We start from the raw sequence: 7,979 nt of genomic DNA on the forward strand, positions 1-7,979 counted from the left end.
TCGGTCCTGAAGGGGAAATCGAGGTAAGAGAGGGGCACGTACGTATAGGTGAGATGAGTAGCCGAACGGCCCATTTAGATATCCGCGGGATGAGTTGCGCGAACTGCTCGCGCACCGTCGGCGAGGCGTTGGAGGCGCTCGACGGCGTGGCGAGCGCCAGCGTCAACTTCGCCACCGACGAGGGTTCCGTGGAGTACGACCCCGAGGAGGTATCGCTCGGCGAGATATACGACGCCATCGAGGACGCCGGCTACGAGGCGCTCTCGGAGAGCCGGACCATCGGCATCACCGGGATGAGCTGTGCGAACTGCGCCGACGCGAACCGGAAGTCGCTGGAGTCGGTTCCGGGCGTCGTCGCCGCCGAGGTCAACTTCGCCACCGACGAGGCGCACGTCACCTACAACCCCGCCGACGCGAGCCTCGACGACATGTACCGAGCGGTCGAAGAAGCCGGCTACACGCCCGTCCGGGAAGACGACGGCGACGAGGGGGACGCGGACGACGCCCGCGACGCCGCCCGTAACGAGGAGATTCGCCGGCAGAAGCGCCTGACGCTGTTCGGCGCGGCGCTGTCGCTGCCGCTCCTCGCGATGCTCGCGGTCGAACTGTTCGGCGGCGGCCTCCCCGAGACGATTCCCGGCACGGGCGTTCCAATCGGCTGGGTCGGCTTCGCGTTCGCCACGCCGGTGCAGGTCTACCTCGGCCGCGAGTTCTACGAGAACTCCTACACGGCGCTCGTCCGGAACCGCACCGCCAACATGGACGTGCTCATCGCCATGGGGTCTTCGACGGCGTACCTCTACTCCGTCGCCGTCCTCGTCGGTCTCCTCGCCGGCAGTCTCTACTTCGACACCGCCGCGCTCATCTTGGTGTTCATCACGCTCGGGAACTTCCTCGAAGCGCGCTCGAAGGGACAGGCGTCGGAGGCGCTCCGGACGCTCCTCGAACTCGAAGCCGACACCGCGACGCTCGTCGACGACGACGGGACCGAACGCGAGGTCCCCCTCGACGAGGTCGAGGTCGGCGACCGCATGAAGGTCCGTCCCGGCGAGAAGATTCCGACCGACGGCGTCGTCGTCGACGGCGACTCCGCGGTCGACGAGTCCATGGTCACGGGCGAGTCCGTCCCCGTCTCGAAGGCCGAAGGCGACGAGGTCGTCGGCTCGACGGTGAACCAAAACGGCGTCCTCGTGGTCGAGGCGACCAAGGTCGGCTCCGAGACCGCAATCCAGCAGATCGTCTCGCTCGTCAAGGAGGCCCAGGGCCGTCAGCCCGAGATTCAGAACCTCGCCGACCGCATCTCGGCGTACTTCGTGCCCGCGGTCATCGCCAACGCCCTCCTGTGGGGCGTCGTCTGGTTCCTCTTCCCCGAGGCGCTCGCGGGCTTCATCCGGTCGCTCCCGGTCTGGGGGCTCGTCGCGGGCGGCCCCGTCGCCGCGGGCGGCGCGGTCTCGACGTTCGAGTTCGCCGTCGTCGTCTTCGCGTCGGCCGTGCTCATCGCCTGTCCCTGCGCGCTCGGCCTCGCGACCCCGGCCGCGACGATGGTCGGGACGGCAATCGGCGCGCGCAACGGCGTCCTGTTCAAGGGCGGCGACGTGCTCGAACGCGTCAAAGACGTGGAGACGGTCGTCTTCGACAAGACCGGCACGCTCACCAAAGGCGAGATGACGCTGACCGACGTGGTCGCCGTCGGCCCCGCCGCCGACGGCTCCGGCGTCGTCACCGCCGACGACGAGACGCTCGACGAGGACGCGGTCCTCCGGTACGCCGCCTCGGCCGAGCGCAACAGCGAACACCCGCTGGCCCGCGCCATCGTCGCCGGCGCGGAAGGCCGCGGCCTCGACCTCGCCGACCCGGAGGACTTCGAGAACGTCCCCGGTCACGGGATTCGCGCGACCGTCGACGGGAAGACCGTCCTCGTCGGTAACCGCAAACTCCTCTCGGACGCGGGCGTCGACCCCGCGCCCGCCGAGGACGCGCTCCGCGACCTCGAACGCGAGGGCAAGACCGCGATGCTCGTCGCGGTCGACGGCGACCTCGCGGGCGTCGTCGCCGACGCGGACGAAATCAAGGAGTCGGCCGCGGAGGCCGTCGCCGCGCTCCGCGACCGCGGCGCGACCGTCCACATGATTACCGGCGACAACGAGCGGACCGCCCGCGCCGTCGCCGAGCAGGTCGGCATCGACCCCGAGAACGTCAGCGCCGGCGTCCTCCCCGAGGACAAGGCCGACGCCGTCGAGTCCCTGCAGGCCGACGGAACGAGAGTCATGATGGTCGGCGACGGCGTCAACGACGCGCCCGCGCTCGCCGCCGCGTACGTCGGCACGGCGCTCGGCTCGGGAACCGACGTCGCCATCGAGGCGGCCGACGTGACGCTCATGCGGGACGACCCGCTCGACGTGGTGAAGGCCATCCGCATCTCCGCGGGGACGCTCGCGAAAATCAAACAGAACCTGTTCTGGGCGCTCGGCTACAACACCGCGATGATTCCGCTCGCGTCGCTCGGCCTCCTCCAGCCGGTGTTCGCCGCGGGCGCGATGGCGCTGTCGTCGGTGTCCGTCCTCACGAACAGCCTCCTGTTCCGGGCCTACACGCCGGACCACGACTACCGCTTCCTCGACTTCCTCCGGCGGTAGTCCGCTTCGCCGTCTCGCTTTTCTCCTCGCGCGGCGATTCTCTCAGGGTATGTCCACTCGAACCCCCGCGCGGACGGAGCCGTGGCTCCTGGTCGCCGTCGGCGCGTTCCTCGTTCTCGTCGGCCTCGGAACGCTCGCGAGCGCCCCGTGGCGCTACGCGGCCGGCGGGTCGGTCGTCGCGGTCGCGGCGCTCCAGATAGTCGGGTCGCTGTCGGCGGTCGTCATCGGTGCCGGAGCCGCGTGGCTCGGGGCGGTCGAGGCGCGCGAAAAACGGTGACGGACGGGACGTTCAGTACCGCGACGGGAGGAACGCCATGCCGATGAGGAGAATGACCGTGGTGAACGAGACGATGGCGATGCCCCAGAGACCGTTTTCGGTCTCGTGGAAGCTGTCGATTTCGGACAGTTGCGCCTGGTAGCTGTCGTAGTTCTGCGTCAGGACGAGCGTCTCGCCGTCCGGGAAGTACGCGAGGTACTGCTGTCCCGAGATGGTCAGGTTCGCCTCGTTTTCGACGGTGACGGTGTTCTCCTCGGACGCGAACCACTCGAGGGTCACGCCGGAGGTCTCGACCGCGTCGACGGTGACGGACTGGTTGTTGTAGTCGAAGGAGTCACCCTCGGCGACGGTGCGCGTCTCGTTGGCCGGGAAGTACTCGTCGACCGAGACGAGCGTCGAATCGTTGACGACGACGTAGCGCTCGCCGTCGCGGGTGACGGTCTCGTTGTCGGCGTTCGAGTCGGCTTGGAGGATTGCGGTCTCGTTGTACAGTTCGACCAGCGTCGCTTCGGTGGGGTCGGAGACGTTGGCGATTTCGACACGGTAGTCCGTGCCGTCGAGCGTGACGGTGCTCTCGTTGTCCCACGTCTCGGTGAAGCGAGCGGAGTCGTTCACGTAGGTGAGTTCACCGGAGCGGACCAGCGTGGTGCCACCACCGTGACCGCCCGACTCCTCCTCTTCGGTTATCGACGACACTGTGTACGCCTGGTCGCTATCGGGGACGGAGAACTCGTCCCCCTGTGCCAGCGAGTACTCGGGGTTCTCGAAACTGACCGACGGCGTCGATGCAGTCGCGATAAGTGAGTATGCACCGGCACCGATGACCAGGAAGAACACGACGGAGATGACCGCGGCGCGTCGTTGCATGGTTTCGGCATGGGCCACGCGGCGTATAACGATTACTTTTCCTCGGAGCGTGTCACCGCGTCGCGCGACTGCCGGCGGCGACTCCCGCCCCCAATACGACGGTGCAGACGAACAGTCGAAGCTGTGGATTGACAAGGGTTTTTGAAACTATTGGCCGAACCTCCCGTCAATGAGATATCGACCAGTCGTTCGACGGAGCCGAACCGGGAGTTGGTCGTGACGCGCGACGACGACCTCGTCACAGAACAGTTGGAACTCGCCGCCGATCGGTTCGACTTCCTCAACGCGTTGGACGGCGCGCGCCTCGACAAGCGAGATTTGACCGAGGTGCTTCCGTACTCGCGCTCGACGGTCGACCGCGCGATACGCGACCTGACCGCCGCGGGGTTCGTCCTCGACGACGGCGACTACACCACGTCGCTGAAGGGCGGACAGTTCATTTCGCTGTTTCGCGCCACTCGCGACGCCGCCGCCGACGTGCTCGAACTCGACTCGTTCGTCGCCGGAGCGGCCGCCGACTACCCGCTTCCGGTCGAGGCCGTCGTCGGGGGCGACGAACTGCGGACCGACCCGCGCGTCTCACACCCGTTCGATGCGCTCGGAAACAGGCTCAAAGCGACGAACAACGGGACGTTCGTCCTCCCGTACCTGCCGAGTCAGACGTTCGTCGACCGGTGTACGACCTGGCTCGTCGACGGGCACTCCTGTCGGTTCGTCGCTCCCAACTCCGTCGTCACCGCTATCTGGCGGGCGTACCCGGCGTTTCTCGAAACCGTACAGACCGTCCCGGACTGCGAGCTTCGGGTCGGCGAGGTTCCCCCGTTCGCCATCGCGCAGACGACGCTCGACGGGACGCCCCACGCGATGGTGGTCGCCTACGACGACGACGCGCGCGCACGCTGCGTCATCGAGAACACGAGCGAGCGCGCCGTGGCGTGGGCCCGGAGCCGCGTGCAGTCGATTTGGGAAGCCGCGAGCCCGTTCGACCTCAACGGAAACGCCGACGGTGACGCTCCCGAAACCGAAGCCGACATCGCGGACGCCAAAGCGGGCGATGCGGACGCCGAAGCGACGACGGCCGGCTCCCGGAACGTAACCGACGACCGCGGTGGGAGTGCGGCGATTCGCGGCCCGGTGCTCTCCACGGAGCTGCGGTCGCAAGGGTTCGCCCGGCTCGCACCGGCGTACTTCGACCGCGTCGGCGTCTCGCCGCCGCTGGCGTGTTGGCGCGCCGGTTTCGACCTCGGCGAGGTCCGCGCCGGTTACGCGCTCGACCGCGAGCGCCCGACCGAAGACGGACGCGAGAACGTGACTGACGACCTGTTCTCCCGACTCCGCTCGGGGACCGACCACGTCGTGACGGGGCCGCCCGGCGCGGGAAAGAGCACGGTCTGTATGTCCGTCGCGTGCCGGTGGTACGACCACGAGCAGGGTACCGTCCTCTACCGGAAGTCCGGCCAGCACGACCCGTTTACCTCCACGGCGCACCTCGGGTCGTACCTCGCCGAGGCCAGCGGGCACGTCCTCGTCGTCGTCGAGGACGCGACCCGGACCGAGGCGAACAGCATCTTCGAACTCGTCCGCGAGTTCGACGACGACGACCGCGTGACGTTCCTCCTCGACAGTCGGGAAAGCGAGTGGCGCGACGACTCGCTCCGCGGCACCGCTCGCCTCGAATTCCACCGGAGACAATCGATAGACGTGGTCTCTGTTCCCGTCGTCGACGCCCGCGAGCGAGCCAGACTGGTCGAGCACTTCGAGGCGACTGTGGGAACGAACGTCGATATCGACCCCGAGGAACTCACCCCGAACGAGGGCGGGGACCTCGAACCAGGAGAGATGTATCTCTTTTTGCATCGACTCGCCCGGCACGCCGAGCCGGCAGCAGGAGGGAACGCCGCCCCGACGAGCCTCCTCGACGACATCGACTCCGTCTACGCCGACCTCGAACGCGTCGACGAGCGACTCGGCGTCGACGTCGGCGTTCTCGTGAATCTCCTGAACGCCTCGGGCATCGGCGTCTCGCCGCCGCTCGCGTACGCGCTCACCGAGTCGAAGCAGGACGAATCGGTCGTCGAAGAAGCGCTCGACGCGCTCGAACGGACCGTCCTCTACTCCGCGTTCGGCGACGACGAGTCCGACGGCGACCGGGTTCGCGCGGTCCACGAGACGTGGTCCGCTCGCTTCCTCCAGCGACTGCTCGACCTCGAATCCGAGCGTCGCGCCCGCCGCCGGTTCGAGCGGTGTCTCGACGCGCTCTGCTCGCTCGTCGACGACGGCGACGCGCGCCGGACCGTCCAATCGGTGTTCGGCGGGACCGCCGATATCGTTCGCACTATCGAGAGCGACCCCGCGACGTGGGGAGAACGACTCGTCCGTAGCGTGTTCGAACTCGGCGTCAACACGCCGACGCTCTCCGAGCTGTACGCCGAGACCGACTACTCCGACGTCGACGTGCCGCGGGCCTGCGACGGCACGCTCCGACTCGACGTTCGTCGGTGGCGCGCCCGCATGTTCGTCAACGGGGGCGAACTCGAACGCGCCGAACGAGAGTTCGAGTCGCTCGCGTCGCTCGACGACGAGCGCCTCGACGAGGCGGCACTGGTCCGCGCGCGCGCCGACGGCTTTGCCGGACGCTCCGAGGTCGGACGCTACCGCGGTTCGTTCGAGCCCGCCCGCGAATACGCACAGGAGGCCCTCGAACGATTCAGTCGAATCGACGACGAGGTGGGCCGCAGCGACGTGTTGAACGCGCTCGGTGGTATCGAGGCACAGACCGACAATCCGGAGGCCGCGAAAGGCTACTACCAGCGAGCGCTCGAACTCCGTCGCGACCTCGAAGACGAGACGAAAGTTGCGAGCACGCTCGCGAACCTCGGACTCGTCGAGATAACGCTCGGTGAGTTCGAGTCAGCCGCGGCGCACGCCCGCACGAGTCTCCAGATTCGCCGAGAGATTCAGTATCCGTGGGGAGAAGCGCTGAGCCTCGCCGTTCTCAGCCGTATCGAACTCGAAAACGGGACGCTCGACGAAGCGGAGCGATACGCCCGACTCGCGCTCGACATCCGCGTCGAAATCGGCGACTCCATCGGCGTCGCGTCGACATCGAACAACCTCGGGAAGATAGCGTTCGACCGCGGGGCGCTCGACGACGCGCGCGAGCGCTACGAATCGCTTCTCGACGACGTCGAGGACCCGGAGTTCGATTGGATTCGAAGGGACGTGTACTACGGTCTCGCCCAAACGCTCTCTGAACTCGGTGAACCCGAGACCGCCATCGAATACGCCGAACGCGCCATCGACCTCCTCGAAGAAAACGAGTCGAAGCGGACCGAACTCCAGACAGTCCGCGCCCGAACTCTCCTGGACAGCGGCGATCTCGACGACGCGCGAACGGTCGCAGAACGCGCCCACGAACGAGCGTCCGGACTCGGCGACGAGCCGAGGACGCTCGCGAGCGTGACGCTCGGAGAGGTGTACGTGCGGTCGGGAGAGACTGACGACGGGACTTCGCTACTCAGGACTGCAATCGAATCCGCGCCGACGGCAGTCCTCGAAGGCCGGTGTCGCCGACAGTACGCTACGGCGCTCTGTGAGACCGGAGACGTTTCCGATGCACTCGCCGAATTACGACGCGCTGCAGCGTGCTTTTCCTCCGTCGAAGCCGGGGTTCGAGCGCGGAAGACTGCACTTGACGCCCTCGAACTCGCACACGAACTGGGCGACGACGACGCGGTCAGCGCGCTCGAACAGCGGCTCGTACGATAGCGTCGTCAGTCGCCGCTTCGATACCGAGACGCGTCGCTCGCGAGAGTTGCGTTCGAAGAGAAAAGCCAAGGGCCGGATTTGAACCGGCGGGGGTTCCGCTCTGCAGGCGGATGCGTTGGGCCGAACTCTGCCACCTTGGCGCAGTTACTGGTATCCCTGTCTTGTGCTTAAGCCTGACGGTGTGCGACCTGAGTCGGGCGTTTTCGCTGTCTCGACCGAGAGAGCGGTCGCTGTCTGTGTAGTGTGCGAGCGAGCGTTTGCCGCTCGCCATAAATGAAAAAAGCCCACTGGACCGAAGTCCAGCGGGCTCTGTATGAGTGGGGGCGGCGAACTGGATTTCCCAGAGGATCGCTCACTCCAGTACTGACCAGAACGCAGGTGAGCTTAACTGCCGTGTTCGGGATGGGTACGGGTGGAACCTCACCGCTCTG

Annotated in this window: 4 protein-coding genes, 1 tRNA gene and 1 rRNA gene; 3 read left to right on the top strand and 3 right to left on the bottom strand. The window is 67.1% G+C overall.

Features of this window, described 5'->3' with window-relative positions; all coding sequences use genetic code 11:
• Positions 1-53: 53 nt before the first annotated feature.
• Both DEQ92_RS16065 and DEQ92_RS16070 read left to right on the top strand, forming a co-directional pair.
• On the top strand, positions 54-2,636 hold the full coding sequence (locus DEQ92_RS16065) for a heavy metal translocating P-type ATPase (RefSeq protein WP_050459188.1): 2,583 nt from the start codon (positions 54-56) through the stop codon (positions 2,634-2,636).
• 49 nt (positions 2,637-2,685) lie between these two features.
• A complete protein-coding gene (locus DEQ92_RS16070) occupies positions 2,686-2,913 on the top strand; it encodes a hypothetical protein (protein ID WP_004976531.1) in 228 nt (75 codons plus the stop codon).
• Between the two features lie 12 nt (positions 2,914-2,925).
• Here the strand turns inward: DEQ92_RS16070 and DEQ92_RS16075 are convergent, their stop codons facing one another.
• Positions 2,926-3,780, bottom strand: a complete 855-nt coding sequence (locus DEQ92_RS16075; RefSeq protein WP_050459187.1) for a hypothetical protein — start codon at positions 3,778-3,780, stop codon at positions 2,926-2,928.
• Positions 3,781-3,996: 216 nt separating this feature from the next.
• On the opposite strand from DEQ92_RS16075, the gene DEQ92_RS16080 reads away from it, so the two are divergent.
• Entirely contained in the window at positions 3,997-7,548 is a 3,552-nt protein-coding gene (locus tag DEQ92_RS16080; RefSeq protein WP_233516882.1) for a tetratricopeptide repeat protein, read from the top strand.
• A 63-nt stretch (positions 7,549-7,611) separates the two neighbouring features.
• On the opposite strand, the gene DEQ92_RS16085 is transcribed toward DEQ92_RS16080, so the two are convergent.
• Positions 7,612-7,688: transfer RNA gene (locus DEQ92_RS16085), tRNA-Cys, on the bottom strand.
• Between the two features lie 178 nt (positions 7,689-7,866).
• Positions 7,867-7,979 (bottom strand): 5S ribosomal RNA (gene rrf / locus DEQ92_RS16090); the annotation flags it as partial.

The organism is Haloferax sp. Atlit-6N (genome assembly GCF_003383195.1).
Lineage (GTDB): Archaea > Halobacteriota > Halobacteria > Halobacteriales > Haloferacaceae > Haloferax > Haloferax gibbonsii.